Origin of the sequence: Peptoniphilus indolicus (assembly GCF_900454665.1) — a bacterium.
In the GTDB taxonomy this organism is placed as follows: Bacteria; Bacillota; Clostridia; order Tissierellales; family Peptoniphilaceae; genus Peptoniphilus; species Peptoniphilus indolicus.
This window is the reverse complement of the sequence record NZ_UGTH01000001.1, coordinates 1,587,147-1,613,408: the sequence shown is the minus strand read 5'-3', so window position 1 is coordinate 1,613,408 and position 26,262 is coordinate 1,587,147. Positions and strand designations below refer to the sequence as shown.

Sequence of the window (26,262 nt, the reverse complement as noted above, 5' to 3'; positions counted from 1 at the left end):
TCATTCACCTCATTATCTTTTTAATTTTTAAACTTGTTAAAAAATATTTTATAAATAAAACAGTCCACAAACTAAAAAGTATAAACCCTTGAATTTTAATTAAATGTACTCCACTGATATCTATCTTACCTGCAAAGTTTAAATATGATATAGACAATAAAGTTGAAACTGCACTCATAACTATAGAAATAGGCAATATTCTTTTTATAAATATTTTAAACATATCCCATGTTGATGCCCCTGATATTTTACTTATATAAATATGCTTATCGTATTTTAATAACCCAATAAAAATCCCATATATTAATAACAAATATATAAAAGCTACACTTAGTACCATATATTGTACATATCTCTTGCTCTCTAACGTTTCAGATAATAAACTTAATATAGCCTTCGTATTCTTTGTTGATGTTTCTTTATATCCTAAATCTTTAAAATTCTTACTCACATTTTTGATTGTCTTTATATCATGTGAATCTATGTAAATTTTTGATATTTCTTCATCCATTGCAAATAGATTTTTAATAATTTGAAAATGTCCATCAGCTATAACTGAACTTCTATCAAACAAATTTATGAGTTCAAAATCATAACTAGCCTCTACTTCAGTCATAAATTTATTGTCAAAACCTTTTCTCTTAATATCTTCTATCGATACAATTGCAATTCCTACTTTGTTTTTATCTGCATAATCCTCACTTGAAAAGTACCTAAACCATTTCGGAATAACAAATTTAGTAGAAAGTATATAATAGTACATTTGAGGGTCATATACCCCCAAAACTATATTATCTTTTCCCTCTGCTATAACTCTTATATCATCATACATATTTAAAAAGTCAAAACTTTTCTTTTTGTATGGTAAATCTTCATCTTTAGTAAAAATTATATAATTTTCACTCATGTTATAAGGGAATTTCGCTTCATCATTTCCTACTATATAATTAAATGCCAATATAAATACACAATTAATTGTTATAAAAAATAAAATTAAAATTATATTTTTCTTTATAATATTCATTACTTCACTTCCCTTTTAATTAAATTTATTTTATTCAGATTATCACCTTTCTTTTACTATTACAATACAAAAAATCTCAAGCCTAAACTTGAGATTCTTATAAACTAAACTATTTATTTTTTGCCACAGCAATTTTTATATTTTTTACCTGAACCACATGGACAAGGATCATTACGTCCTACTCTCTTATCTTTTCTAACATAAGGTTTTTTCTTTCCATCATCAGGATTTACTGTTTCTACTTCTTTTGCAACTCTTACTCTTTCAACTCTTTCAGGATTTACAACATGGTACAACATCTTAATTGTATCTTCCATGATTGATTCGTTCATTTCTTCAAACATATCAAATCCTTCTTGTCCGTATGCACGAACAGGATCTACTTGCCCTACTGCTCTTAAACCTATTCCCTTTCTGAGTTGATCCATTGCGTCAATGTGGTCCATCCACTTTTGATCGACATTTTGTAAAAGTACAACTCTTTCTATTTCTCTAAATTTCTCAGGTGTGAATTCATCTTCCTTGTCTTCATATTTATCAAGAGCAAGGTCTTTGAATAATTCTTTTAGAGAATCTACATTTGCTTCTTCTCCATCTAAGAAATTTTCTTCAAACCCAAATTGATTTATTCCATAGTTTCTAAGACCTTCCATATCAATATATTTTTGATTAGATTCGTTAGTCTTGTTGTAGAAGTCTACAGTTTTATCGATTAAGTCTTCAATCATAGAGATTATATATTCTCTTAGGTCTTCGCCTTCAAGAACTCTTTTTCTCTCTCCGTAAATTACTTCTCTTTGTTTGTTCATAACATCGTCATATTGAAGAACGTGTTTACGAATTGAGAAGTTATTACCTTCAACTTTTCTTTGGGCAGACTCAATAAGTCTTGTTAAAATTCCGGCTTCTATCGGTTCATCATCAGGAGTGTCCACCATTTCCATAGTTTGTTTAAATCTATCTCCGGCAAATAGACGAATTAAATCATCTTCACCTGAAATATAGAATCTTGTAGAGCCTTTATCTCCTTGTCTACCTGAACGACCTCTTAACTGATTGTCAATTCTTCGAGATTCATGACGCTCTGTACCGATTATTCTAAGTCCACCAACAGCTGTTACTTGTTCTGCTTCTTTATCTGTTTCAACTTTGTATTTAGCAACTAATTCTTGATAAGTCTTTCTTGCTTCTACAATTACTTCATCATCAGTTTCATTGTATGAATCCACTTCTTCAAGAACTGCTTCTTCGTATCCCTTTTTCTTCATCTCTTGTTTAGCCATGAATTCAGGGTTTCCTCCAAGCACGATGTCAGTACCACGGCCCGCCATATTTGTAGCTATTGTAACAGCTCCAAAACGACCTGCTTGTGCAACTATTTCAGATTCTTGTTCATGCTTTTTGGCATTCAATACGTTGTGTTTAATCCCTGCGTGTTTTAAATATTTTGAAAGTTCTTCAGATTTTTCAATTGAAATTGTACCAACAAGGACCGGTTGTCCAACTTCATGAGCTTCTTTAATTTCACGAGTTACGGCTCTGAATTTAGCTTCTTCAGTTTTGTAAATTGAGTCGTTGTTATCTACTCTCTGTATAGGTTTATTTGTTGGAATTTCAACAACGTCTATATTGTAGATGTCTCTGAATTCGCCTTCTTCTGTCATTGCAGTACCTGTCATACCTGCAAGTTTCTTATACATTCTAAAGTAATTTTGGAATGTTATTGTAGCTAAAGTTTTGCTCTCAGCCTTAACTTCAAGTCCTTCCTTGGCTTCAATTGCTTGGTGTAGACCTTCAGAATATCTTCTACCATACATCAAACGACCTGTAAACTCATCTACGATTATAATTTCGCCGTCATTTACTACATAGTCAATATCTCTTTTCATAGTTCCCTTAGCCTTTAGAGCTTGGTTTATGTGATGAGATAATTCCATATTTTCAAGGTCTGCTAAATTTTGAATTCCAAAGTATTTTTCAGCTTTTTCTATACCATGGTCAGTAAGAGTAGCTGTTTTATCCTTTTCACTAATTACAAAATCAACCGTTTCTTCATCAAATTTTCTATTAAATCTTTCAAAGTTTGATTCATCTTCTGTCTTTATTCTAAAACTCAATGTTTCTACGAAATCACGAGCTCTTGTATATAGTTCAGTTGATTCATCTCCCATACCTGAAATAATAAGTGGAGTTCTAGCTTCATCTATCAAAATTGAGTCGACCTCGTCAACTATACAATAGTTAAGCTCTCTTTGAACTCTCTCGTGTTTGTAGATGACCATATTATCTCTTAAGTAGTCAAATCCAAACTCGTTATTAGTTCCGTATGTTATGTCTGCTCCATAAGCAACTTGTCTTTCTTCCGGAGTCATATCGTGAATGATACATCCAACAGTAAGTCCTAGAAAATTGTATACTTTTCCCATCCATTGTTTATCACGGTTTGCTAGGTAATCATTTACTGTAACTACATGAACTCCATCTCCTGTGATTGCATTCAAATATGAAGGAAGTGTCGCTACTAAAGTCTTACCTTCCCCTGTTTTCATTTCTGCAATTCTGCCTTGATGAAGTATAATACCACCGATGACTTGCACACGGAAATGCTTCATTCCCAAAACTCTCCATGAAGCTTCTCTTACTACTGCAAATGCTTCTGGCAATAAGTCATCTAAACTTTCTCCATTTTTATATCTGTCTTTAAACTCTTGTGTTTTATTTTTTAATTCTTGATCAGTTAATTTCCCAATTTCTGATTCAAGATTCATAACCTTATCTACTATAGGCTCAATCTTTTTTAATTCTCTTGAGGAATAACTTCCAAAGATTTTTTCAAATAAACCCACTTAACCACCCTTTCTGTTAAGCCATTTTTATGCTAACCCTTATTATATACTTTATTTCAAAAAAAATATAGTTTTTCCGAAAAAGTTAAACAAAACTTTGAAAAATTTATATAATTTAAAAAGACATAGCATATTTTACTACGTCACACGATTAACTACTATGTATAAACATAAGCTCTGTTATTTATTATAACAATATTTTCAAATTTTTAATAGTTTTTATCAAATATTAAATAAATAAATTTAATATTTTTTGCAACTTAACAAACAAAAAACACAGTTTGTTTAGTACTGTGTTTTATAGGTTCATATCTTTTAATTTATTCAACTGCTCATCATCAATTCTATTTGTGAGTTCAGCTTTTTTCTTTAATACTTTTTGTTTTGTAGAAATTTTTTGTTTTGAAAGTTCTACCTCAACTTGAAATTCTCTAGCCGAAAGTCTAACCCCACCTCTTGATAATATAATCTGTTGTTCTATATTATCTGATGTGGCAACTCTTACACCCTTGACTCTTTTCATCTCTGATAATTGTCTTTCGATGTAGTGGTCCGCTGTCTCAAATTCTTTTGTGAATACAACTAAAATTCCTTTGTAATCATAAATAGCTCCAGCAGATTTTTTTACCATGTACGCATCAAACACAACTATTACTTTTTCATCAACTGTGTGAGCATATTCCGAAAGTACATCTGCAAGTTGTAGCCTCTGGTCTTCAAGCGGAATTGATTTATCAAAACTACCCCAAGCATTTATTATGTTGTACCCATCTACAAACAAATATTTTTCTGATTTCTTATAGTTTAGTCGCTTCATCTTGTTTTAAAACTTCTGCCATCAAAACAGATGCTGCACACGATGCGTTTAGAGAATTTATTGAGCCTATCATCGGTATTGTAAGCATTCCATCTACGTGTTTCTTCAAACCTTGAGACATTCCCTTGCCCTCATTGCCAATTATAAGAGCTATTTTCCCTTTTAAATTTACAGAGCTATAGTTCTCCCCTTGTAAATCAGTTCCATATATCCAGTATCCATTTTCCTTAAGCTTTTCTATAGTTTGTGTAAGGTTGACAACAATCGCCACTTTAAGTCTTTCTATTGCTCCGGCTGAAGTTTTATAAACTACATCATTTACGTAAGCTGAATTGTGTTTTGGAATTACAATTCCATTAAAACCAAAAGCTTCTGCACTTCTTGCTATAGCACCAAAATTGTGTGGGTCTTCTATCTTATCCAATATCAAAATCTTTTCTATTCCCAAATTTTGAATTTCTTCAATGCTTGAATATTCAAAGTCTGATACCAAAGCAACAACTCCTTGGTGGTTTGAGCCATTTGCATATTCATCTAATTTATTCTTGTTAACTTCTGTTATCAATACTCCGGCTGACTTAGCCATTCCAAATATTTTTTTGATAGAGCCTTCTCTATTGCCTTGTTGAATATATAGCTTGTCTACTTTCTCAGCTTTTAGCATTTCAATTACAGGGTTTCTTCCATATATATACTTCATAATTTCTCCTATCGAGCCAAAATTTATAGACTTCTGTAAAACTCTCTAACTTCTTTAGCTTTTCCACATGACATAGCTCCCTCTTGACAGCTTCCTGAAACACAACTTGGTCCAGCTAAACTAAATAGTGTCGGTGCTATTTCTTTACACTTTCTAAGCATTTCAGTTGCCAATTGACGAATTTCCCATTGAGCTCTATTACAGCATCTTAGTTCAAAGAAGTTTAAAAGAGTCCTTGCATTCATCGTAAATACAATCTTAGTTTCACAAGCATTTGGAAATACATATCTCGCATCTTCTATTGAAGCTTTTTCTATGGCACTCTTGTTGCCTTCTCCCTCTTTATCAGCAATCAAAATTTCTGTTATCTTTTTATAAGCTTCTTTTGAATTTTCCATTGCATCTATAAAAATCTTCTTAGCTTCTTCATTTTTTTCAATTTCAGGTGGGATAATATAGTTAAATTCATCAAGCCTAACGTATCTTTGCGATTGTTGTGAGAAAGATGCAATTCTGTGTCTTACTAATTGATGAGTCAAAGTTCTTGAAACTCCTTCAACTGCAAAAGTAAAACTTGCATGCTCAATAGGTGATGCGTGAGAAAAACTCATCAACATTTTCAAAAATTTCTGAGCATCTTCTTTTGTCATATTTTCAGATATTTCTTCCACTCCTACTTTTGAATAGCATAATTTTGCTGATTTTGCTATCAACTCCTCCGGATTTGGAGTGTGAGCTATAATCTCGACTTTCATATTCTACCCCTACTTTCTGTAATCATTTCAAACAACTCAAGTATTCTATCCGACTTATCCAATAAGTACAAATATCCAAATAGACATTCTAACCCCGTGGCATTTCTATAGTCAGAAACACTTTGATTTTTTGGTACTGTATGCGATTTAGCATTTCTGCCTCTTTTAAAGACACTCAACTCTTCTTCTGTTAAATTATCTAAAATATTTTCTATAGAATCTGACTGACTAGATGCCTTTACATAATTGATTGTCTCTATGTGTAATTTTTTTGGATTTTTATTTTTATTTAAAATGGTAGTTCTAACCAACAATTCATAAACTGAATCGCCTAAAAAAGCTAGAGCAAGAGGAGAGAGTTCCCTAATAGAACTCTCATCATATCCTTTTGAAATTTTTAAAAACTTTAAGCTCTTTTCCATTTCGTTCCCGCTCTTGTATCTTCTATTACTACTCCCATATCAAGAAGTTCTTGTCTTATTTCATCCGCTCTGTTGAAATCTTTATTCTTTCTCGCTTGGACACGTTCTTCAATAAGTCTTTCAACTTCTATATCTGTCTCTTGGCTCATCTCTAAAATACCAAGAACTTTTGTAAGTTTTAAAAGTGTATCAAATGTTGATGAAACTATTTTTTTATTTGAGTTTTCATTAAGTCCCGTGTTGATTTTTTTAACTATGTTAAACACTGCTGTTATTGCATCTGCTGTGTTTATATCATTTTCCATTGAAGTCTCAAAGAATTTAACCTCTTCTTCAATTGAATTTAAAAATTCCCTATCTTTATCAGAAAGCTCAACTTCTTTTGTAACTTCAAGTAAATCAACTAATTTATCTCTTCCGTTATAGATTCTCTCAAGAGAATTCTTAGTTTGAACCATTACATCTCTTGAAAAGTTAATTGGACTTCTGTAGTGGCTTGACAATAAGAAAAATCTCAATACTTCTAAATCAAACTCCTCGGCAACTTCTCTAACTGTGAAGAAATTCCCCTTAGACTTACTCATTTTTTCATTATCCACTGTAATCATTCCATTGTGAAGCCAATAATTTGCAAAAGGTTTTTCGTTTAGTGTTTCTGATTGCGCTATTTCATTTTCATGGTGTGGGAATTGTAAATCTTCTCCCCCTGAATGGATATCTATTGTATCTCCAAGCAGAGATTTTGCCATTACAGAACACTCAATATGCCAGCCAGGTCTTCCCTCGGACCATGGAGATTCCCAATATGGTTCTCCCTCTTTCTTTTTCTTCCAAAGTGCAAAGTCTGCCGGATTTTCTTTTAGTGATGAAATATCAACTCTTGCCCCACTTATTAAATCCTCTAATTTTTTGTGAGATAACTTTCCATATTCAGTAAAAGATTCAACTTTAAAGTATACATCTCCGTCAGATTCATAAGCAGCTCCCTTTTCAACTAAACCTGCTATAAAGTCTATTATCTCTTGGATGTGTTCAGTAGCTCTTGGATTCATTGTATTGTAATCATAAAGATGTAATCCATTTGCATCTGTTTTAAATTCTTTTATAAATCTTTCAGCAACTTCTTTTACAGTTGTATCTTCTTGGTTAGCCTTATTTATAAGTTTGTCATCTATATCTGTAAAATTAACTACAAACTTAACATCATTTCCCTTATATATGAAATATCTTCTCAAAGTATCAAAAACACAAAGAGGTCTTGCGTTCCCAACGTGGATATAGTTGTAGACAGTAGGTCCACAATTGTACATCCTAACTTCACCCTCTACTACAGGATGAAATTCTTCCAGACTTCTGGATAAAGTATTGTATAATTTCATTTTTCCTCCTATGTGTCAATTATCTAAACTAATTGGAATCTTCTTTACCGAATCGAAAAACTTTTCATAATAATCTAACTTTATCATATCCCCATTTTCTATCAATTCAAAGATTTCTTCCAAAGTTACAATCTTAACTTCAGAAACTTCATCTTCTTGTAAAACTAAATCTTCCAATTTTATCTTCTTATCTATCAAATAGATATAAAATATTCCAAAACTCTCTACAATAATTCTCTTCAATCTTATCCTAGCATCTGAAATATCAATACCTATTTCTTCCCTTGCTTCTCTTATAAGCCCTTCCTTGGGCTCTTCTCCTGCAAGAACTGAACCGCCAACAGAACAATACCACATATCCCCAAAAAGTTTTTTATTTTTACTCCTCTTTTGAATCAAATAATGGTCTTCATCAACCCTAATCCAACCTTCAGAGACTAAGTGATATTCTCCATTTAGCATCTTGTCCCCACGTTTTATGACTCTATTTTTTCTTTTGCCGGATTTACTATATACATCCCAAAATTCAGCCATAAAATTTATTTTCTCACTTTAAGCAAGCTTTTATAAATCCATTAAATAGTGGATGAACCCTATTAGGTCTTGACTTAAATTCCGGATGGAATTGACATGCTATAAAAAATTTATTTTCCGGTATTTCTATGATTTCCACCAAATCTAAATCTTCATTTATTCCTGAGAATACAACTCCGGCGCGTCTTATCTCTCCTCTAAATGAGTTGTTAAATTCATATCTATGTCTGTGTCTTTCAACTATGTGTTCACTTTGATAAAGCGCTCTAGCTAGAGTGCCTTCTTCAACTGTACAATCATAATCTCCAAGTCTCAAAGTCCCTCCAATGTTTTCGACAGTCTTTTGATTTTCTAACAAATCTATAATAGGATAATTTGTATCCGGGTCTATTTCAGATGAATTAGCTCCTTTTAGTCCAAGTTTGTTTCTTGCAACATCTATGAGAACTATTTGCATACCATAGCAAATCCCAAAATAAGGTACATTATGCTCTCTTGCATATTTTGAAGTCAATATCATCCCTTCAGTTCCCCTACTTCCAAACCCTCCTGGTACAATAATGCCATCTATATCTGAAAATACTTCTTCAATATTTTCTTTTTCAAGATTTTCTGCATTAACCCATTTTATACAAACTTTTGCTCCATTTTCATATCCTGCATCTATAAGAGCTTGAGTTACTGATAGATATGCATCATGTAAATCTACATATTTACCAACTAAAGCAATCTTAACTTCTTCACTTGCTTTTTTAAATCTTTCAACCATTTCTTTCCATTGGTGTTTTGATTCTTCAGGTTCTATTTCAAGTTTTTCTATAATATAATTGTCAATTCCTTGTTCATGAAATACCATTGGAACTTCATAAATTAAATCTACTGTCTTTGACTCAACTATTGCTTCCTTTGGCACATCGCAGAATAGAGAAATCTTTTCTTTTACTTGTTCTGTGATTTCCACTCCACTTCTAACTACTATGATATCAGCTTTTATTCCATAGCTCATCAACACCTTATATGAATGTTGTGTCGGCTTAGTCTTCAATTCATCAGAACCGGGTATAGTAGGAACTAATACAGTGTGTACAAAAAGTACATCTTCAGGTTTGCTTTCAGCGTGAATTTGTCTTATTGCTTCTAAAAAAGGTAGAGACTCTATATCTCCAACAGTACCACCAATTTCAGTGATTACTACATCTGCTTGAGATTCTTTAGCTGCTTTATACACAGCATTTTTTATTTCATCAGTTATGTGAGGTATAACTTGTACTGTTGAACCGTTATAATCTCCTCTTCTTTCTTTTTCAATAACTTTTGAATAAACTTTACCTGTTGTTATAGACGCTCTCTTAGTCAACTCTTCATCAATAAATCTTTCATAGTGTCCTAAATCTAAATCAGTTTCCGCTCCATCTTTAGTTACAAACACTTCTCCATGTTGATAAGGACTCATTGTTCCCGGATCAATATTTATATAAGGGTCAAATTTTTGCATAAACACGCTCAGTCCTCTTTCTTTTAAAAGGCGACCTATACTTGCTGCAGATATTCCCTTTCCTATTCCAGATACAACTCCTCCTGTTACGAATATAAACTTTGACATTAATTCCTCCTAAACTAATGAATTAAACATTTCCCTATAAGTTGGTATATAATTAATCTTTTCTGAAATTCTAAGTTCCAATTCATCAATTATATTTCTAACTTTTTCTAATAACATTGTAGCATTTTTTTGTAATTCCTCGGTAGACTTAAAAATATCTTCATCGGTTTCAAGCCTATCGTGTAATTCAACCATTTCTTCTCTTAAATTATAAAGTTCAGTTATTGAGTCATTGAATAATTCAAGTTCAGCTCTTACAACAGGATTTTCTATTGTATCTAAATACTTCCCATATGCAACGGCTTGTTTCATCGCAACCGGAATAATTTGTTTTTGAATTACTTCTTGCATTGTTCTAAGCTCTAATAGATGAACTTGTTTTATTTCTTCATAAGCTATCTTGTAAATAGCCTCTAACTCAACTTTTGAAAAAATATCTTGCTTGTAGAATATTTCATAGCAGTTTTCATCTTTAACCGCCTTTAAAGCATCAAATAAAGTCTTATGATTTTTAAGACCTCTTCTGTTAGCTTCTTGAACCCACTCTTCAGAGTAATTGTCTTTATCATAAATTACTCCACTATATTTTTCCATTCTATCTCTTACAATATTATACACCGTTTCTTTTATGTCAACAGCATTCTTTAACTCTTCATACATTCTTTCAAGAGCATCAGACATTGCAGTGTTTATTACAATATTTAACTCAGCTGCTGATTTAGAACTGCCAAGCATCCTAAATTCAAATTTATTTCCAGTAAATGCAACAGAAGCAGTTCTGTTTCTATCTGCTTTATCACTTGGAACTTCCCCTAGAGTTTCAATTCTCATAGGTTCAAATTTAGTCTTTGGCTTGTAATTAGTATCACTTATTTTTCTAAATACATCTTCTAAATCTGTACCTAAAAACATAGAAACTATTGCAGGTGGGGCTTCATTCCCTCCTAATCTATGGTCATTTGATACATTTGATGAAGCTATTCTAAGAAGTGTTTGATTTCTGTGCACAACTTCTATGAGGGCACTTACAAAAACTAAGAACGGTAAATTTTCTTCAGGATTGTCCCCTGGGTCAAAACAATTTAATCCATAATTAGTAGCTATTGAGTAGTTATTATGCTTACCACTTCCGTTTACTCCCTTAAATGGCTTTTCATGTAGTAGACAAACCATATTGTGTTTTTTTGCAACCGACTTTAAAATATCCATACAAAGTTGATTGTCATCAACAGCTATATTTACATTTTCAAAAAGAATTGCAACTTCAAATTGTCCCGGAGCAACTTCGTTGTGCTCAGTCTTAGCGTAAATTCCCAAACTCCAAAGTTTCTCATCTACTTCACGATAAAATTTTTCAACTCTTTCAGGTATTATACCAAAATAATGGTCTTCAAGCTCTTGTGCCTTAGGTGGTCTTGCACCGAAAAGAGTTCTCCCAGTACATGCCAAATCAATTCTCTTATTATATAAATCTCTATCAATTAAGAAAAATTCTTGTTCGAGTCCAACCTTAACTCTCATTCTGTAAGTATGCTTTTTCTCTAAAATATTCATTATGTCAGAGCCAATTTTTGACAACCTATTTGTTGAAGACAATAGAGGTGCTCTAGTATCTAATTTTTCACCTGTAAAAGCAACAAAAACTGTTGGAATATACAACACATTATCTATAATAAAAGAGTTTGCAGTAACATCCCAATAAGTATATCCTCTCGCTTCAAATGTAGACCTTATACCTCCACTTGGAAAAGATGAAGCATCTGGCTCCCCTTTTATCAATTCTTTTCCTGAAAAACGCATAAGAGGTTCATTGTCAGTTCTATCTATAAAAGCCTCCATTTTTTTAGCAGTAAGACCATTTAATGGAAAAAACCAATGTGAATAATGTGTTGCATTATTTTCAATTGCCCATTCTTTCATAGCATGAGCTATGGCATCTGCTGTATCACGATCTAACTCAAGATTATTTCTAACTACTTCTTTCCACTTAATATAAACTGAATGAGGTAGTCTTTCTTTCATACGCGCCTTGTTAAACGTCATCTTCCCAAAATTTTCCATCTTGTTCCTCCACTATAATAAATTTTCCATAAAAAACAAAAAAATTGGCATACCCAATGCCAATATGAAAAAAAATATTACCCAAGACAAAATCTTGAGGTGTTTTCTTTTATTATATACTTTCAGATTTATTTTATCAAATAGAATTTATCTTTTTATTCTTGCAATTTTATATTTTAAAACTATATTTTAAATTATATATAAATTTTTAAACGTTATAATTTGTTATCCATTAATTAGATTAATATTAGATTAAAACATTGCTCAGACTGTATACACTGTGTTAAACTTTCCTAAAAGGAGACTGTCATGCAAAAGATAATTCTAATGTTTCTATGCTTTATGTTTCCATTGTTTGGATTTATCTATTACATTTTTTCAAGCGAAGACTCAAATAGAAATTTGTATCTAAAAATAAGTTTTGTTTCACTTTTGTTGCGTTTTATATTAGCTATAATGTTACCTATTTTTGGACTTAGCCTTTCATTTATAATTTTAAATCTTGTACATAATTTTGGATATTAAAAATCAACCCAAACACAAGGGTTGATTTTACTTTTATATTAGAATTTTACTCCGTCCCATTTTTTCACATTATTGTTTTTATAGACAACTATATGATAATCAATTTGTGGATCTTCAACAGTTTCCCCTTCTGATTCAATTTCCCAATCTTCATATTCATCTAAATTTGGAAAATATTTTTCTACACGTTCAAATGCAGTGTGAGTTTTAGTTATAATCGCCTTCTCACAATAAGGCAAAAACATTTTATACACTTCAGCTCCACCAATGATTGCAAAATCATCAGGATTCATTTCAGAATATATCTCCATAGCTTTTTCAGGACTGTGTATCACTTCGTATCCTTCTGGATTTATATCACTTCTTGTCAAAATTACATTTCTTCTGCCAGGTAGTGGCTTTTTATCTGGAAGTGTTTCGTAAGTCTTTCTTCCCATTAAAATCAATTTACCCATAGTAGTTTCTTTAAAAAATTCTAAGTCACTTTTTAAATGCACCAACATATCATTGTCGGCACCTATTCCCCAATTTTCATCTACATTAACTATCGCAAACATATTTACTCCTTAACAAATTAAATTCTTAAATACATTATAACTTAATTTAAAAGTTTAGCTTTATCTTTTAATAAAATCCATAAAAAATAGCAGAGCCTAAGCCCTGCTATAAAATGTTCTTACATACCTGCGTTTAATTTAAGTGCAATGTCTAAGAATTTAGTAATTATGATTGCATTAGTAATGTTACTGATGAATCCTCCGATTACTGGAACTACAAAGAATGCTATCTTAGAGTATCTATACTTATCACAAACAGTTTTCATAGTTGTCATTGAAACTGGAACAGCTCCTGTACCAAATCCAAGGTGACCTACTGCCATAACTGCTGAATCGTAATTCTTTCCTAATAATCTGAATGTTAATAGGTAAACGAATAGTAAGATGAATACAACTTGCGCTATTAGAAGTACTACTAATTGTCCGCCTAGTCCAGCCAATTGCCATAACTTCATTGTTACGATTGACATAGATACGAACAATCCAAGAGAGAACTCTCCAACTGTATCTAAAGCTTCTAAAATACTGTCGTTAACTCTGTTAGTTTTATCTAAGAATAATCTAACCATAATACCCCCGAACATACAACAAACGTGTATTGGGAAGTTTTGTCCGAAATATTTTAGTATTAAGAATATAACTTGACCTATACCACAAGCAACCATCAACATATATACAGCTGACATAACAGTCTTTTTGTTGAATAAAATATCAGAAACTGTATCTGTTAGAGTTCTTGAATTGTTATCAAGTTCAGGGTCTTCAAAGTGATATTTCTTAACTAAGAAGTTACCAAAAGGTCCACCTAGCATAGAACCTGCGATAAGACCAAATGTTGCTGAAGCTATTGCAACTTCCATTGCCGCTGATTGTCCAGCTTCAACAGCTATTGGAGCAAAACTTGCAGCATTACCATGTCCACCTGTCATAGGAATTGAACCAGTCATCATTGAAATAAGAGGGTTTACTTTTAAAATTGAACCTACTCCTAAAGCAACCGCATTTTGTCCTGCTGATAATACTGCTGCTAAAATTGCAAAGATTACTACTAGCTTACCACCTTTTTTCAAAAGTGCCATACTTGCAGCTGTACCACTTGCCGCAAAGAATATACAATAGAACAAAGTATTAACTGTTTTGAAGTCAAAATTTGGTTCTAAAATGTTAGCATAATATAAAATCATTGTTATGATTGCTATTGTTGTTCCACCTACTACCGCTGAAGGTATACAGTATTTCTTAAGTGCCGGGAACTTAGCTCTTAAAAAATCACCCAAATATATACCTATTACCGCTAAGAACAGGGTCTCAAACATCCCTAGTTCTACTACTGTTCTCTCCATCGATTCCTCCCATTAGTATAATATTTATAAACACGCTCTTTATTTTACATAATAAATTTTTTAGTGTCAAAATATTTACTATATAAATTTAAAAATTTTTAATAGAGCCAATTTTTTTATACCCTTATGTTTATAAAATTAAATATAGTTTACAAATATTTTTCAATGGCATTTCGTGAATTGAAGTCAATATAATATATTGGTGGAGTGTCTAGAACAGTATGAGCTCCAAAACTATTATTTTCAAAAAATTTTTGGCAAGCTCTTATACAAGCCACATTTACAGAAGCTGTGAAATCAGGATTGCTATCTAATTCAAGTGTAAATTTATAAACTTCCTTTCCATTTGGAGTTTCTCCAACTCTTATCACATGACCTCCGTGAGGCATTCCCGTATGTTCCCTTTCAAATTCTTCTTGTGATATAAAGTGTACAGTAGTTTCATATTCGTCAAAATAATTTTTCATTGTAACTATTTCTCTTCTTATAGCTTCTTTATCTACACCTTCTTCAGCTACAACAAATACTTCTCTGGAATGAGCTTCGTATGATTTTAAATCTCTCTCTACATTATATATATCTTCTATAATTTCTTGTTTCGGCAATGTATATTGTACTGCATTCTTTACACCCGCTATTCTTCTAACTGCGTCGGAATGTCCTTGGCTAACTCCCTTCCCCCAGAATGTGTTAGTATTCCCACGAGGAAGAATGCTTTCTGCAACCATTCTATTTAATGAAAATAAACCTGGGTCCCAGCCTGTTGAAATAAAAGAAACTAAATTATTTTCTTTTGAAATTCTATCCATCTCACTAAAATATTCCGGAATTTTTGCGTGAGTGTCAAATGAATCCACTGTGTTAAAATTCTTTGCAATCTCAGGCCCCATTTCAGGAATATCTATTGCTGAACCAAGAGCTAATACTATGACGTCTATTCTGTCTTTGTAATCTAAAATATTTTTCAAAGACTCCATTCTTTCATTATTAATAGAATTAGGGTCTCTTCTTGTAAAAATTCTAACAAGCTCCATATTTTCTTCTAAGTCAATTAAAGCTTCTAATGACCTACCTAAATTTCCATATCCAACTATACCTACTTTTATCATCTTTATCCCCTCATTACATCTTTCATATCATAAATTCCGTTACTTCTTTCAACTATAAACTCACAAGCTTTTAAAGCTCCGCTTGCAAAAATCTTTTTAGAACCCGCTTGATGCTTTATCTCCAAAACTTCATCAAGTCCCGCAAATATAACTGAGTGTTCTCCTACTATACTACCTGCTCTTACTACTGAAATCCCAACCTCTTCAGCTTTTCGCTTCTCACTCATCTGTGTTCTGTCATACACAGCCTCTGCATTTTCTCTCTCTTCTTTTACTGAGTCAAATAACATTTTCGCCGTTCCCGAAGGTGCGTCAACTTTTTGATTGTGATGTTTTTCTATTATTTCTATATCAAATTCTTTTAAAGCTTTCGTCAATACCTTCACCACTTCGCTCATTACATTCATTCCCATAGAGAAATTTTTAGAATATACAATTGATATTTCTTTCGACAATTCTAAAATTTTGCCCTCTATTTCTGAATCAAGACCTGTTGTTGCAATCACAAGTGGTTTTTTAACTCTTTTTGCAAAACAAAGTACATCGTTCGTTATGTTTCTATTAGAAAAATCTAAAATTACATCAAATTCTTCTGCTACATCTTCAAATTTATCGTATACTTTTATACCATTGATATATTTTGACTCAGAAGCATATCCAGCAACAACTTCATTTGTTAAACTCAGCACTGTACTTCCCATAGCACCAGTTATCCCAACTAAAAATATTCTCATAACCTACCAAGTCCTTTTAAAATTCTTGAGAGTGTTTCTTTAGTATTTTCACTCGCTTCATAAAGTGGTAATCTCAAGTTACAAGCTTCATAACCTAAAATTTGCATTGCAGCTTTTAATGGAATAGGGCTTGCTTCCATAAATAATGCGTCTATAAATTCTTTAAACTTAAGTTGGATTTCTCTTGCTTTTAAAATATCTCCGTTGAAAAATGCTTCGCACATCTCATGTACTTCCCTTGGAAAAATATTTGCCCAAACTGATATAACTCCTATACCTCCAAGAGATAATAGCGGTAAAACTACATCGTCATTTCCTGAATAGATATCAAAATTTTCATCTATCATAGAAGCAACCTTTGCTGTGTATCCCAAATCTCCAGTCGCATCTTTTAGTGCTACAAAATTATTCATCTTTGAAATTTCAACTACACTCTCAGGCGTTATTCCCATTCCAGTTCTACCTGGAACAGAATAAGCTATCATTGGTATATTTACAGCATTGTCCATTGCTTCATAATGTTTTAAAAGTCCCATTTGAGAAGTCTTATTGTAGTATGGTGTAACTTGAAGTAGGGCATCTGCTCCAACATTTTCTATCATCTTTGATAAATTTATTCCGTGTCTTGTGTCGTTTGAACCAGCCCCAGCTATTACAGGTATTCTTTTATTTACTTTATCTACTGTGAACTTTACAACTTCAACTTGCTCTTCGTCTGTCAAAGTTGAAGCTTCACCTGTTGTTCCAACTATTACAATTGCATCAGTTTTGTTTTCCAAATGATACTCTAATAACTCATCCAACACACCGTAATTTACACTGCCATTTTCATTAAAAGGAGTAACCAATGCAACTCCACTACCTCTAAAAATACTCATCTCGCACCTCACAGTTCAAATTCACGAATCAATAAACTCATAACTTTTTCTTTTACCAACGTATCCACAATTATTGAAATTGATATTTCAGAAGTTGAAAGTCCGTGAAAATTTATTCCGTTAGAATTTAATAAATCGAATACTCTCGCTGCAACTCCCGGTTGATTTCTCATAGCATTTCCTATTATGCTAACCTTTGAAACATTTTCTACAAATTCAAAATCGTCAGCAACTTTTTCAATCAAATCTCTTTCATCCACCACAGATGTGAATCTTACAAGAGTTTTCCCCTCAGTGTCCATCTTTGAAATTATGTCTATATTTACATCTTCCTTAGCCAAATTTAAAAATAGCTCAGCAACAGATTCATTCCTTAAAGTCTTTTTCACTAATAAAATATTATCTTGAACAGATAAATTTGAAATTATACTTTCTTCCACGTTTTCCTCTCCTATATATGTTCCCAACACATTTGCACTATTAAGCGCAACGTAAATTCTTATTCCGTACTTTTTAGCAATCTCAACAGACCTTGGATCTATTATCTTTGCACCTAAGTGCGCCATCTCCATAGCTTCATCATAAAATACTTTTGATAACTTCTTCGCCTCACTGTGAAATCTTGGGTCAACTGTGTATATCCCATCTACATCAGTGTATATTTCACAATCCACTCCAAGTTTCGAAGCTATTGCAACAGCCGAAGTATCCGAGCCACCTCTTCCCAAAGTTGAAAAATCTTCTTTAGAATTCATACCTTGAAACCCAGTAACAATTACAATGTTGTCTTCAGATAACTCGCGTTCTATTCTCGAAGTATTTACATCAACAACTTTTGCAAATCCATATCTACCTTTAACCTCAAAACCCGCTTGAGCTCCATTTAAAGCTATCGCCTTTTCTCCAATTTCGTTTAACGCAATTGCAAGTAGAGAAGCTGAAACCATCTCTCCTGTTGCCAGCAACATATCTAGTTCACGTCTTGAAGGATTTTTAGAGAGTGCTCCAGCAAGGCTTAGTAGTTCATCTGTAGTATCTCCCATGGCTGATACTACACAAACTATGTCGTTCATTCCGTTTTTTCGACGTTTTAAAATCTCCGCAACTTTCTTTATCTTTTCTATTGTGGCAACTGAACTGCCGCCAAACTTCATAACAACTCTTTTCATAATCCCTCCTTTAAATACAAAAAAACCATGAGCAAAAGCACCATGGTTTACTTTCGCCCCCGATTTGTAAAAGCACCTCTATCCAAAAGCGGGCACTCTTAGATAGACAGTTATACGCATATTCTACGCATCCCCAGGTTTCCCTTCGGCGAATTCCCCTTTCATTTCTTACTGATGAAATTCGCAGCCTCTTTTACAATCGTCTGTTTTTTTAAATTGTATATACTCTAACACTTAAATAAATTAAAGTCAAACTATTTTTTCAATTTATCTATTCTTTGGTAAATTATCTTTAAATCTCTTTCATTAATAATTGTTTTATAAAAACTCATTGATTCTTATATCCAAACAAAACTCTTAATGCCATAGCATATTCTTTTTTCCTACTCCCATCTTGAGCAAATTCTATCACCCAATCTAATTCCTTACAAAATTGGATACTACAACCCGTGTTATCTTTGTTGTATAAAGAGCATTTAGCAAATCCTTTACAAGCTGCATCTAAATCATCAATAGGATTTTTATCCCATCCATTATTATCTTTTCCACAAAAATTCCCATATATTACTTTCTTAGATACATTATTATCTTCTGTTTCTTCTAAATTTCTAAATTCCCAAACATCAGCTAAATCATTTACTAAATTTCCTAAATTTATTACTTTTTCTCTAACTCTATCTTTTTTAGCTTTTTCTAAGTTGAAGTATCTCTCTCCATTCTCTTCAACCATATATTTTGAAACATCACTCATAATTTTTTTATCACTATTATAATATTTCATATAAACTTTACTAAATCCTATAGCAAATATAATTATAAATAATCCTATATAAACAATAGTTCTCTTTGATAGATTTTTCATATTTCCTCCTAAGTACTATCAATAAATTTTACCATATTTCCCTAATCACTATTTTTATGGTATCACTGTATATTTTAAATAAATTTTAATGCATCTAAATTTTTTATAAAGTTAGATTATCACATAAATTACACTATATAACTTCTTTATAATAAATAACCTTGAGAATTCGTTTTCATTGATTTGATATAGATTATATCATAAACCTTTTATTATGACTATTTACTAAATATTCATCTTTCTTTTAAATATAAAAACTGGCTTATAATTAAATTATAGGCCAATTTTATATTTTTGATTTTATAAACAAAGTTTATTTTTTCAATTTATCTATTCTTTGGTAAATTTTCCTTAAACACTTGCAACACTTCTTTTGGTTCATCAATTTTATAGGTTCTTGCAGGATTTTTGTTTTCATCTAAGTCAGTTCCACTGAACCAAATAGCCACTTTTATCTTGTCGAACTTTTTTAAAGCCTCAAACATATCTCTAGTCCATTTGACTTTATCTCCTCCAACTGTTGAAGAAGAAAACTCTGTTATCATAAGTGGTTTGTCGTATGAATTCACCATTTTTTTATAAAGTGGTGTATAGAGTTCATCAAATGTCTCCCATTTTTCAAATGAATAATAATTTCCGGTGTTGTAAAGTGTCATTCCAACTATGTCGTATTTCTCAACGCTTGGTCTGTATTCTGAACCGTCATTAAAATTAAAGTTTGGGAAATTTCTGCCGTTTGGGTTAAACACATATAATATATATGGATTTGCTCCCTCTTCTTCAAATATTTTGTAGATGTAGTTATAGAATTCTCTGTAAATATCAGAATCAAGCCCCGTATTGTAAGCTGAGTAAGCGCACCAATCTCCGTTCATTTCATTTCCTATTCTAAATAAAATAGGCAACTTTTTAACTTTTATCATTCGTGCAAGCTCTCTGAAATAATTTTCGTACTTTCCATCTAAAACATCATAGGTTTGATTTTCTCCGTCCACTATTTGAGATTGGAAAGTTAACTCAACTGTCTTCTCTTGTATCATAGCCACATCAAGTGCATCTTTTACTTGAGAATTTGGAAAACTAAAATCGTGATACACCAATGCATATTTAAATTTATGTCCTATTTCTGACTCAACATTTGTAGTGTCTGGAAATCTCCAAAAATCCACTGAATACAATCCCCAAGTTGTCGGATGCTCTGAATTAAAATCTTTTTGATATACTTCCAATGTCTTCTTATCAAGAAGTCTATCAAAGTTTCCATCTTTCATACTATTTGGCACTTTTTCAGGAGCTTTAGGATTTTTTGCAACATCAAACTTAATTGACTCCACCATTGGCACAACCAATTTTTCATTTATCGGTGTGCTACTCTTAATCATAACTGTAAGAGCTTTTCCTCCTAAGTTTTTAAACAGTATCATATAATTAGGTTTGTCATTTTCAATTGCACTTAAGTGTTGTCTTGTGAATTTTATCTTGTGCATATTCCCCAATTTTGTGCTAACTTTTCCATCGAATGATACTTTATGTTCTTTAGTGTTTCTTACTCCTCTTAGTGAATAATACTCATATGTTTCATAGTTGAAGTCTTTGTTCAAATCTTGAATAAAAATTTTCATATTCACATCAAAGAAGTTAATTTCTGTAGACAGCAAATTTCTCTTCATTTCGATTTCAGAATTTACCGGCACTTGAATTCTGTAACCATCTTGATAATTTCTCAACCACTTTGTGTAGTCATTTATCTTTTCTGTGTCAAAATTTGATGCGAAAATTTTTGTTGGTATCAACATAAAGATAAATACAATTAAAATAATTTTAGTTATAATTTTGTTCATACGCCCTCCTCATACTATAGAAAGTATACTTGAATTAACTCACTTTTGAAAGCCTTTAAAATAAAAGAACTCTCCAACTTTTAAAAATTGGAGAGCGTAATAAAATCATTTTATTATTTTTCTATTTCCAGCATCTTGTCGATTCTTCTTTGATGTCTGCCACCTTCAAATTCTTCTGCTAAAAATTCATCAACTATTAGCTTTGCAAGGTCTTCGCCAACAACTCTAGCGCCAACTGCAATTATTTGAGCATTGTTATGTCTTACACTCATCTTTGCTGAATATGGTTCTGAGCATACGCAAGCTCTAATTCCCTTTACTTTGTTCGCAGAAATTGAAATTCCAACTCCTGTTCCACAAATTAAAACTCCTTTTTCAACTTCTTCTGCTAAAATTGCATTTGCAACAGCTTTTCCGTAGTCAGGATAATCTACTGAATCAAGCGAATGTGTTCCATAATCTACAACTTCATAGCCTTTAGCTTCTAAATGTTCTTTCAATTTTCCTTTTAATTCAAACCCTGCGTGGTCTGACCCAATTCCAATTTTCATTAATTCACCCTATTCCTTAAATTTCTCTTGGCAATATAATCCTCTAAATTATCTGCCACTGCATTTCCCATTTCAAGTCTTGCCTCTTCTGTTGCATTTCCAAGGTGTGGAGCTAATACAACATTATCTAATTCAAGCAATTCCTCTGTAACATTAGGCTCAAATTCATATACATCAAGCGCCGCTGAACGTATCTCTTTATTCTTTAGAGCTTCTGCAAGAGCTTTTTCATCAACCAAAGGTCCTCTTGCTGCATTTATCAAATGTGCCGTAGGCTTCATCATCTTAAATTCTCTTTCCCCTATCATATGCTTTAACTCAGGAGAAAAAGCAGTGTGTAAAGACAAGAAATCTGAATTTTTTATCACTTCATCCTTTGATAAATACTCTATTCCTAAAGCTTCTATGTCTTCTTTTCTATTTCTTGAATAATAAATTACATTCATATCAAATGCCAATGCTCTCTTTACAAGATTTTTGCCTATATTTCCCATACCTATTATACCAAGAGTTTTCCCTTTTAGTTCCTCACCAAGAAAATAAGTTGGTCTCCAACCAAAGAATTTACCTTCTCTTAAATTCTTTTCGCCTTGCACTATCTTTCTTGCAGTTGCAAGCATTAGAGCAAAAGAAAGTTCAGCAGTAGAAACTGCAGATGACGGCGCAGGAGCATTTGTCACATCAATTCCATTCTCTCTCGCAGCTTTTATATCCACATTGTCATATCCAGCGCCATAATTTGCAACCAACTTCAAATTTTTAGCATTCTCACTCTCTAAAACTTCTCTTGTTATCTTATCTGAAAGCGGACATATCAAGACCTCTACACCTTTAAGTCTTTCGACTATCTCATCATTTTTTAACGGTATATTAGAATCTTCATAATCAACTTCACACAAATTTTCAATTCTCTGTAAAATTTCTTTAGGTACTCTACTTGTTATAAAAACTTTCAATTTAGCCTCCTATCTTACCTTTCATATCTTCAACGTGAGTTAAATCTATAGCTTCAAAATTTTCTACAATTAATTTTTTAGAAAATAAACTCTTTTTCAATGTTATTATAAAATCATTTCCGATAAGTTCTTCAGCCTTTTGACCTATATAAATTTTTTTATCTTCATACTGTTTTACAACATAATTTTTCTCATCAACTGTGCCGTTTCCAAAACTTACATTCATATCAAATTTTGGATTTACAGCATTTGCACAACATGACGCGACTCTATCAAAAGAAATTTCAGAGTTTATAACTATATAATCAGCATTATTTTTATTTAAATACTCCATTGCTTCATTACTTATTTTCAATTTATCACGACCTTTATTTAAATTTCATACCTCGCCATAAAATAATCTTCACAATTTAATTTTTCAATTAGGGTTTCTCTCGATACATTCTCAGTTTTAAATACCTTATATTCTCCAATAACTTCTTCAGATTCAACTTCAACATCTAAACTAAAATCTTTTGGAACTCTGACATAGTACTTAGCATCTATTTTATTGCTACAAATTAAACTCTCATCCGTTTTAACTTTTAGTGCCGCTCCTCTTAGCACATCAATCACATCTGAAACAATTGCATTCCCAGTCGGTAGACTTCCAGCGCCTTCGCCTTTAAATACAAGTGAAGAGTAGTTTTCTCCAAAAATTTCCACACTATTATCCGCGCCTTCGATATTGTATAAATTATCTCTCTCATCTAAGACAACAGGTTCTACCACGGCTGAAAAAGCTTCGCTCTCAAGCACACTCTCTGCCATTAACTTAACCTTTAAATTCTTAGACTTTAAATATTCGATATCTGTATCATTTATCTTAGATATACCAAATCTCAAAATGTCTTCATTTTTTACAATGCCATTAAATGCAATTGTAGATAATATTGTCAACTTTCTAAGAGTGTCTACGCCTTCCACATCATCATATGGGTCACTCTCTGCATATCCAAGTTCTTGAGCGTCTTTTAAAACTTCTGAATAAGATTTTCCTTCGTTATACATTCTACTCAACAAATAGTTAGAAGTGCCGTTTAAAATTCCTCGCACTCTATTTATTTTATTTATGATAGCTTGGCTCTTTAATGGAGTTATTATTGGAATACTTCCTCCAACAGCGGCTTCATATAAAAATGATACCCCATTTTTATCAGCTAATTTATTAAACTCATCAAAATATTCACTTACAACTGCTTTATTAGCTGAAATAACGTGTTTTTTGTTTTCAAGAGCTCTTTTTATATACTCATAACTTGATTTTAAATCTCCTGTCATCTCAACAATTAAACTTATATCTTCGTCATCTACAATTTCATTAAAATCAGAAGTGAAAATTGCTCTTCCATCTTCTGTGGTAACATTTATATTTCTTCTCAATATTTTTTTTACTGTTACTTCATCGCCTACAAAGTACTCTATTTCACTTTTCTTTTCATTAATTATCTTGTATGCACCTTTCCCAACTGTGCCATATCCTAAAAATGCTATATTTATCATCAACTTTTCCCTTTCTCTTTTGGATTTATTATACCACTCATTTAAAATTATAAGTATAAGTTAATGAATATATGATATTGAAAAATAGTTATTATAATGCTAAAATACTTAAAAAGACGGGAGGAAATAGATGATAAATTTAGCAATACTTGGTGCGACAGGGCTTGTCGGACAAAAAATGAGAAGAATTTTAGCTGAGAGAAACTTTAAATTTGATAATATATTCTTCTTTGCTTCAAAAAATTCTGCTGGGCAAGATATCTATTTTAAGGGTAAAAAATATACAATAATCGAATTAAATGAAGAAAATTTGTTAAATAATAATATTAATTATGCTCTTTCAGCACTTGATTCTCCACTTGCAAAAATATATGTTAACTTAGCTGCTAAAAACGGAATAACTGTTGTAGATAACTCTTCAGCTTTTAGAATGGATCCTGAAGTTCCTCTTGTGGTACCTGAAATAAATCCGGAAGAAGCTTTGAAGGCGAACGGAATTATAGCAAATCCTAATTGCTCTACAATACAATCTGTAGTTGCTCTTAACCCTATATATAAAAATTTTGGAATAAAGAGAATTATATACACTACTTATCAAGCAGTTGCAGGTAGTGGAGTAAATGGAATTGATGATTTAAAATTAGGAGATTGGGGTGGAAAGAATAAATTTTATCCTTACCAAATCTCACACAATGCAATTCCTCACATAGATGATTTTACTGAAGATGGATATTCAAAAGAAGAACTTAAGATGGTAAATGAAAGTCGTAAGATTTTATCTGATGACTCTCTAAGAATAACTGCCACTGCCGTTAGAATACCAGTTTTTGAAAGTCATATGGTAAATATTGTAGTGGAAACCGAAGAACCATTTGAAGTTGAAGAAATTTTTAATATCTTCAAAAATTCAGAAGGTATTGTTTTACAAGATGATGTAAAAAATAATATCTATCCTATGCCAATCACTGCAACCGGAAAAGATGAAGTCTTCGTTGGTAGAATAAGACGTGACCATTCTGTTGAAAATGGTATAAACTTTATGTGTGTTTCAGATAACACAAGAAAAGGAGCGGCGCTAAACGCAATACAAATTCTTGAATATGTAATAGAGCATAAATAATTATGGGTTTGAGTGTATCTCAAGCCTTTTTATTTTATCAACTCCTTATGATAATATTAATTAAAAGTAGGTGAATTATGAAAAAATTTTTTGAATCGTATTACATCCCATCAGAAATAAAGGGAATATTAAAAAAAAGAGACCCATCTTCACACAAGGGAACTTATGGAAAAATCGGAATAATTGCCGGCTCAAAAGGTATGACAGGTTCAGCATACCTCGCTAGTAACTCAGCTCTTAGAACTGGCTCAGGTCTTGTATACAATGTTGTTTCAAAAGATATTTTAGATATTATGACACTAAAATATGTAGAACCAATTGCAAAAAGTTTTGATGATTTAAATTCAATGTTAGAATTTCTACAAAATTTAAATTCAATTTGTATAGGTCCTGGAATCGGAACGGAAAAAGAAGCTGAAGAAATATTAAAGGCCGTCTTAACTTTAGAAAAACCACTTCTAATAGATGCCGACGGAATAAACTTGCTTGCCAAAAATTTAGACTTACTAAAGACAAGGACATACCCAACTATTCTCACTCCACATACGGTTGAATTTTCAAGACTTAGTGGATTGTCTTCTGACTACATAAATGAAAATCGATTAGAATCTGCCAAAAAATTTGCAAGCGAATACAATGTAATTTTAGTTTTAAAGGGAAATAAATCAATTGTTGTTTCAAAAGACAAGACTTACATTAATAACTCAGGTAACCCCGGTATGGCAACGGCCGGTTCAGGAGATGTCCTATCAGGTATAATTACCTCACTTCTTGGGAGAAATATTGAACCATTTGCTGCAACCAAGCTTGGAGTGTTTATTCACGGAATGGCGGGAGATTTTGCCGCAGAAGAATTGAGTATGGACTCTATGATAGCTTCTGACATCATAAATAATTTGCATAAACTCTTTAAAATCGAAGAACTATATTAAAT

The 26,262-nt window shown here is 32.0% G+C and carries 24 protein-coding genes and 1 riboswitch; of the genes, 2 read left to right on the top strand and 22 right to left on the bottom strand.

What is annotated here, in order from left to right; translation table 11 throughout:
* Positions 1 to 4: 4 nt before the first annotated feature.
* From DYE58_RS07700 to DYE58_RS07590, 22 genes are all read right to left on the bottom strand, one after another.
* Complete coding sequence (locus DYE58_RS07700) at positions 5 to 1,024, bottom strand: hypothetical protein (protein ID WP_115312165.1); 1,020 nt, start codon at positions 1,022 to 1,024, stop codon at positions 5 to 7.
* 113 nt (positions 1,025 to 1,137) lie between these two features.
* A complete protein-coding gene (secA, locus tag DYE58_RS07695) occupies positions 1,138 to 3,870 on the bottom strand; it encodes a preprotein translocase subunit SecA (RefSeq protein ID WP_115312164.1) in 2,733 nt (910 codons plus the stop codon).
* Positions 3,871 to 4,168: 298 nt separating this feature from the next.
* Positions 4,169 to 4,687, bottom strand: a complete 519-nt coding sequence (locus DYE58_RS07690; protein ID WP_004821046.1) for an NYN domain-containing protein — start codon at positions 4,685 to 4,687, stop codon at positions 4,169 to 4,171.
* Positions 4,668 to 5,387: a 23S rRNA (guanosine(2251)-2'-O)-methyltransferase RlmB gene (gene rlmB / locus DYE58_RS07685; RefSeq protein WP_004821045.1), complete on the bottom strand. Its 720-nt coding sequence runs from the start codon at positions 5,385 to 5,387 to the stop codon at positions 4,668 to 4,670. The genes DYE58_RS07690 and rlmB overlap by 20 nt, the downstream gene beginning before the upstream one ends.
* A gap of 23 nt (positions 5,388 to 5,410) precedes the next feature.
* Complete coding sequence (thyX, locus tag DYE58_RS07680) at positions 5,411 to 6,142, bottom strand: FAD-dependent thymidylate synthase (RefSeq protein ID WP_004821043.1); 732 nt, start codon at positions 6,140 to 6,142, stop codon at positions 5,411 to 5,413.
* Positions 6,139 to 6,564, bottom strand: coding sequence for a Mini-ribonuclease 3 (locus DYE58_RS07675; protein WP_115312163.1), 426 nt, complete (start codon positions 6,562 to 6,564; stop codon positions 6,139 to 6,141). Before DYE58_RS07675 ends, thyX begins: the two co-directional genes overlap by 4 nt.
* Positions 6,549 to 7,943: a cysteine--tRNA ligase gene (cysS, locus tag DYE58_RS07670; protein WP_004821036.1), complete on the bottom strand. Its 1,395-nt coding sequence runs from the start codon at positions 7,941 to 7,943 to the stop codon at positions 6,549 to 6,551. The genes DYE58_RS07675 and cysS overlap by 16 nt, the downstream gene beginning before the upstream one ends.
* 15 nt (positions 7,944 to 7,958) lie before the next feature.
* Positions 7,959 to 8,477 carry an NUDIX hydrolase gene (locus tag DYE58_RS07665; protein WP_004821035.1) on the bottom strand — a complete coding sequence of 173 codons (519 nt, stop codon included), beginning with the start codon at positions 8,475 to 8,477 and terminating at the stop codon, positions 7,959 to 7,961.
* 13 nt (positions 8,478 to 8,490) lie between these two features.
* On the bottom strand, positions 8,491 to 10,080 hold the full coding sequence (locus DYE58_RS07660; RefSeq protein WP_004821033.1) for a CTP synthase: 1,590 nt from the start codon (positions 10,078 to 10,080) through the stop codon (positions 8,491 to 8,493).
* A gap of 9 nt (positions 10,081 to 10,089) precedes the next feature.
* Entirely contained in the window at positions 10,090 to 12,141 is a 2,052-nt protein-coding gene (locus tag DYE58_RS07655) for a glutamine synthetase III domain-containing protein (protein WP_004821031.1), read from the bottom strand.
* 563 nt (positions 12,142 to 12,704) lie between these two features.
* Positions 12,705 to 13,223 carry a dihydrofolate reductase gene (locus tag DYE58_RS07645; protein ID WP_004821027.1) on the bottom strand — a complete coding sequence of 173 codons (519 nt, stop codon included), beginning with the start codon at positions 13,221 to 13,223 and terminating at the stop codon, positions 12,705 to 12,707.
* Between the two features lie 119 nt (positions 13,224 to 13,342).
* Positions 13,343 to 14,566: a sodium/glutamate symporter gene (locus DYE58_RS07640; protein WP_004821024.1), complete on the bottom strand. Its 1,224-nt coding sequence runs from the start codon at positions 14,564 to 14,566 to the stop codon at positions 13,343 to 13,345.
* 149 nt (positions 14,567 to 14,715) lie between these two features.
* A complete protein-coding gene (locus tag DYE58_RS07635; RefSeq protein WP_115312162.1) occupies positions 14,716 to 15,675 on the bottom strand; it encodes a diaminopimelate dehydrogenase in 960 nt (319 codons plus the stop codon).
* A gap of 2 nt (positions 15,676 to 15,677) precedes the next feature.
* On the bottom strand, positions 15,678 to 16,409 hold the full coding sequence (dapB, locus tag DYE58_RS07630) for a 4-hydroxy-tetrahydrodipicolinate reductase (RefSeq protein WP_004821020.1): 732 nt from the start codon (positions 16,407 to 16,409) through the stop codon (positions 15,678 to 15,680).
* Positions 16,406 to 17,287, bottom strand: coding sequence for a 4-hydroxy-tetrahydrodipicolinate synthase (gene dapA / locus DYE58_RS07625; protein WP_004821019.1), 882 nt, complete (start codon positions 17,285 to 17,287; stop codon positions 16,406 to 16,408). Before dapA ends, dapB begins: the two co-directional genes overlap by 4 nt.
* 8 nt (positions 17,288 to 17,295) lie before the next feature.
* A complete protein-coding gene (locus DYE58_RS07620) occupies positions 17,296 to 18,456 on the bottom strand; it encodes an aspartate kinase (RefSeq protein ID WP_004821017.1) in 1,161 nt (386 codons plus the stop codon).
* Positions 18,457 to 18,518: 62 nt separating this feature from the next.
* Positions 18,519 to 18,657: riboswitch (Lysine riboswitch) on the bottom strand.
* Between the two features lie 127 nt (positions 18,658 to 18,784).
* A complete protein-coding gene (locus tag DYE58_RS07615; RefSeq protein ID WP_004821016.1) occupies positions 18,785 to 19,318 on the bottom strand; it encodes a phospholipase A2 family protein in 534 nt (177 codons plus the stop codon).
* Between the two features lie 326 nt (positions 19,319 to 19,644).
* The gene (locus tag DYE58_RS07610) at positions 19,645 to 21,159 is read right to left on the bottom strand and encodes a glycoside hydrolase family 26 protein (RefSeq protein ID WP_004821015.1); all 1,515 of its coding nucleotides are present in this window, start codon (positions 21,157 to 21,159) and stop codon (positions 19,645 to 19,647) included.
* 113 nt (positions 21,160 to 21,272) lie between these two features.
* Entirely contained in the window at positions 21,273 to 21,710 is a 438-nt protein-coding gene (gene rpiB, locus DYE58_RS07605) for a ribose 5-phosphate isomerase B (protein WP_004821013.1), read from the bottom strand.
* Positions 21,710 to 22,666, bottom strand: a complete 957-nt coding sequence (locus DYE58_RS07600; protein ID WP_004821012.1) for an NAD(P)-dependent oxidoreductase — start codon at positions 22,664 to 22,666, stop codon at positions 21,710 to 21,712. Before DYE58_RS07600 ends, rpiB begins: the two co-directional genes overlap by 1 nt.
* A gap of 1 nt (position 22,667) precedes the next feature.
* Entirely contained in the window at positions 22,668 to 23,021 is a 354-nt protein-coding gene (locus tag DYE58_RS07595; RefSeq protein ID WP_115312161.1) for a hypothetical protein, read from the bottom strand.
* Positions 23,022 to 23,038: 17 nt separating this feature from the next.
* On the bottom strand, positions 23,039 to 24,208 hold the full coding sequence (locus tag DYE58_RS07590) for a homoserine dehydrogenase (RefSeq protein ID WP_040552339.1): 1,170 nt from the start codon (positions 24,206 to 24,208) through the stop codon (positions 23,039 to 23,041).
* Positions 24,209 to 24,338: 130 nt separating this feature from the next.
* Between DYE58_RS07590 and DYE58_RS07585 the strand changes: the two genes are divergently transcribed.
* Both DYE58_RS07585 and DYE58_RS07580 read left to right on the top strand, forming a co-directional pair.
* Entirely contained in the window at positions 24,339 to 25,328 is a 990-nt protein-coding gene (locus DYE58_RS07585; RefSeq protein ID WP_115312160.1) for an aspartate-semialdehyde dehydrogenase, read from the top strand.
* Between the two features lie 77 nt (positions 25,329 to 25,405).
* Positions 25,406 to 26,260 carry an NAD(P)H-hydrate dehydratase gene (locus DYE58_RS07580; protein ID WP_245946073.1) on the top strand — a complete coding sequence of 285 codons (855 nt, stop codon included), beginning with the start codon at positions 25,406 to 25,408 and terminating at the stop codon, positions 26,258 to 26,260.
* The last annotated feature ends 2 nt before the right edge of the window (positions 26,261 to 26,262 follow it).

What these genes read in the sequence shown, in the direction of transcription:
- DYE58_RS07700 (WP_115312165.1), bottom strand. Translation starts at nt 1,024, where the DNA reads ATGAATATTATAAAGAAAAATATAATTTTAATTTTATTTTTTATAACA.
- DYE58_RS07690 (WP_004821046.1), bottom strand. Translation starts at nt 4,687, where the DNA reads ATGAAGCGACTAAACTATAAGAAATCAGAAAAATATTTGTTTGTAGAT.
- rlmB (WP_004821045.1), bottom strand. Translation starts at nt 5,387, where the DNA reads ATGAAGTATATATATGGAAGAAACCCTGTAATTGAAATGCTAAAAGCT.
- thyX (WP_004821043.1), bottom strand. Translation starts at nt 6,142, where the DNA reads ATGAAAGTCGAGATTATAGCTCACACTCCAAATCCGGAGGAGTTGATA.
- DYE58_RS07675 (WP_115312163.1), bottom strand. Translation starts at nt 6,564, where the DNA reads ATGGAAAAGAGCTTAAAGTTTTTAAAAATTTCAAAAGGATATGATGAG.
- cysS (WP_004821036.1), bottom strand. Translation starts at nt 7,943, where the DNA reads ATGAAATTATACAATACTTTATCCAGAAGTCTGGAAGAATTTCATCCT.
- DYE58_RS07665 (WP_004821035.1), bottom strand. Translation starts at nt 8,477, where the DNA reads ATGGCTGAATTTTGGGATGTATATAGTAAATCCGGCAAAAGAAAAAAT.
- DYE58_RS07660 (WP_004821033.1), bottom strand. Translation starts at nt 10,080, where the DNA reads ATGTCAAAGTTTATATTCGTAACAGGAGGAGTTGTATCTGGAATAGGA.
- DYE58_RS07655 (WP_004821031.1), bottom strand. Translation starts at nt 12,141, where the DNA reads ATGGAAAATTTTGGGAAGATGACGTTTAACAAGGCGCGTATGAAAGAA.
- DYE58_RS07645 (WP_004821027.1), bottom strand. Translation starts at nt 13,223, where the DNA reads ATGTTTGCGATAGTTAATGTAGATGAAAATTGGGGAATAGGTGCCGAC.
- DYE58_RS07640 (WP_004821024.1), bottom strand. Translation starts at nt 14,566, where the DNA reads ATGGAGAGAACAGTAGTAGAACTAGGGATGTTTGAGACCCTGTTCTTA.
- DYE58_RS07635 (WP_115312162.1), bottom strand. Translation starts at nt 15,675, where the DNA reads ATGATAAAAGTAGGTATAGTTGGATATGGAAATTTAGGTAGGTCATTA.
- dapB (WP_004821020.1), bottom strand. Translation starts at nt 16,409, where the DNA reads ATGAGAATATTTTTAGTTGGGATAACTGGTGCTATGGGAAGTACAGTG.
- dapA (WP_004821019.1), bottom strand. Translation starts at nt 17,287, where the DNA reads ATGAGTATTTTTAGAGGTAGTGGAGTTGCATTGGTTACTCCTTTTAAT.
- DYE58_RS07620 (WP_004821017.1), bottom strand. Translation starts at nt 18,456, where the DNA reads ATGAAAAGAGTTGTTATGAAGTTTGGCGGCAGTTCAGTTGCCACAATA.
- DYE58_RS07615 (WP_004821016.1), bottom strand. Translation starts at nt 19,318, where the DNA reads ATGAAAAATCTATCAAAGAGAACTATTGTTTATATAGGATTATTTATA.
- DYE58_RS07610 (WP_004821015.1), bottom strand. Translation starts at nt 21,159, where the DNA reads ATGAACAAAATTATAACTAAAATTATTTTAATTGTATTTATCTTTATG.
- rpiB (WP_004821013.1), bottom strand. Translation starts at nt 21,710, where the DNA reads ATGAAAATTGGAATTGGGTCAGACCACGCAGGGTTTGAATTAAAAGGA.
- DYE58_RS07590 (WP_040552339.1), bottom strand. Translation starts at nt 24,208, where the DNA reads ATGATAAATATAGCATTTTTAGGATATGGCACAGTTGGGAAAGGTGCA.
- DYE58_RS07585 (WP_115312160.1), top strand. Translation starts at nt 24,339, where the DNA reads ATGATAAATTTAGCAATACTTGGTGCGACAGGGCTTGTCGGACAAAAA.
- DYE58_RS07580 (WP_245946073.1), top strand. Translation starts at nt 25,406, where the DNA reads ATGAAAAAATTTTTTGAATCGTATTACATCCCATCAGAAATAAAGGGA.